This window comes from Salipiger aestuarii, assembly GCF_003259905.1.
GTDB classification, from domain to species: domain Bacteria; phylum Pseudomonadota; class Alphaproteobacteria; order Rhodobacterales; family Rhodobacteraceae; genus Salipiger; species Salipiger aestuarii.
Window position 1 is genome coordinate 1 of sequence record NZ_QLMG01000119.1, and the last position, 1,442, is coordinate 1,442.

Sequence of the window (1,442 nt, forward strand, 5' to 3'; positions counted from 1 at the left end):
ATGCCCTTCAGCCATCGATTCCGCATCTGACACGGTCGACGCTCCATCTGGCCTTCAGCGGCACGGCATCTCTCGCTTGCCGGATGTCGAGGGTGCTCTTCGCGATGCACATCCGGAACGAGGGCGACGGCAGCTTCAACGTGGATTGCTACGAAGGCACCGATCAGATCGCGAGCTTCCCGGGCAGCTATCCCGTCAACGATGCCTCCGCCTTCGTCGACCTGGTCGTGGGCGAGATCGGAGGCTACGCCAGCTCCTTCACCGGAACCGTCCACCGCGTCGGAGGACACCAGCTGCCCGACGACTTCGACGTCGCGACATGGCTGACAACCGGGACAACCGCCAATGGCGCGCGCTGGTGAAGACCACCTTGAACGGGGCGTTCAAGCGCCCCGTCCAGAAGATCGCGTCGCTGCATCCGTCAGGAAATTTCCGTCCGCAAGCTGATCCATGAATGTCCGGAAGCCGCCGCCGCGCGACAGTTGGAACGACACGTATCTGGAACAGAAAACTTCCAACTTCCCAACGCTACTAACTCGAAAAGGGGGGAAGTCATTGATAAATGATGGTAGCGGAGGAGGGACTTGAACCCCCGACACGCGGATTATGATTCCGCTGCTCTAACCAACTGAGCTACTCCGCCAAACCGTGAGGCGCCGTGTAAGGGAGCGGCGCGGCCGGGTCAAGCCCCAAAAAGGCACCCGCCCACATCGCCCGGAAAGCATCCCCGGCAGGGGCCCGTACCGCGTGGCTTAACGGACCACGCCAGTGTCATGTATAGCGGCGCGCCAGCTTTGGCGCGGAAATTTTCCTGACGGACGCAGTAACGCCGTTGTCCAGGCCGGGGCTTTACACGCTCTTCAAGCCCCTCACCATCTGCGGCTATCGACAGCGGCTTCGGTGGCCACCCACCCGGTGCACCGTACCGATGAAGGAGGTGGCATACCATCGGCACACCGTTGGGGCAGGCTCTCGTGAAGGACGGCAGCCAGTTCGAAGAGTTTCTTGCCGGAACGGCTCTCGGCCTGCTGACGGAAAATCTGGCAGAAGTCATCACAGATACCGGCTACCACGGATTTGACGGTAGCCAGATGAATCTTGGAGAATTCTTCAGCATATCTGTGCGTCAACTCGGGAATATCAGTCACGAATTCGGCGCAGCGCTATGTGCAGGCGCAGTGTCCTTCATGATGGCGGAACTGGGCGAGAACCTCGGACTGGAAGGCTTCGGTGCCGATCTCTTCAACTTCACGGCGGCGGTATACGCGGGATCGGTGATCGAGCAGGTTGCGCAAAGCCCCCCTCGCCCAACCTGCGTGGCGCATGAACCAAATTGGCTAGGTGTTCAGTCCCGGCATCTGGTGGATCGGATTCAGGATGAATCGATCAGGCTCGGAAGTCGAGATCTTGCAGATGTATTCGTAGGGCGTGAGGCCGCTGAG

Annotated in this window: 1 tRNA gene and 2 pseudogenes; 1 reads left to right on the top strand and 2 read right to left on the bottom strand. The window is 60.2% G+C overall.

What is annotated here, in order from left to right:
• Positions 1–362, top strand: a pseudogene (locus tag ATI53_RS22790) (hypothetical protein); the annotation flags it as partial.
• Between the two features lie 204 nt (positions 363–566).
• Here ATI53_RS22790 and ATI53_RS22795 read toward each other — a convergent pair.
• Together ATI53_RS22795 and ATI53_RS22800 are read right to left on the bottom strand one after the other, a co-directional pair.
• A tRNA-Met gene (locus ATI53_RS22795) sits at positions 567–643 on the bottom strand.
• A 694-nt stretch (positions 644–1,337) separates the two neighbouring features.
• Positions 1,338–1,442, bottom strand: a pseudogene (locus ATI53_RS22800) (IS481 family transposase); the annotation flags it as partial.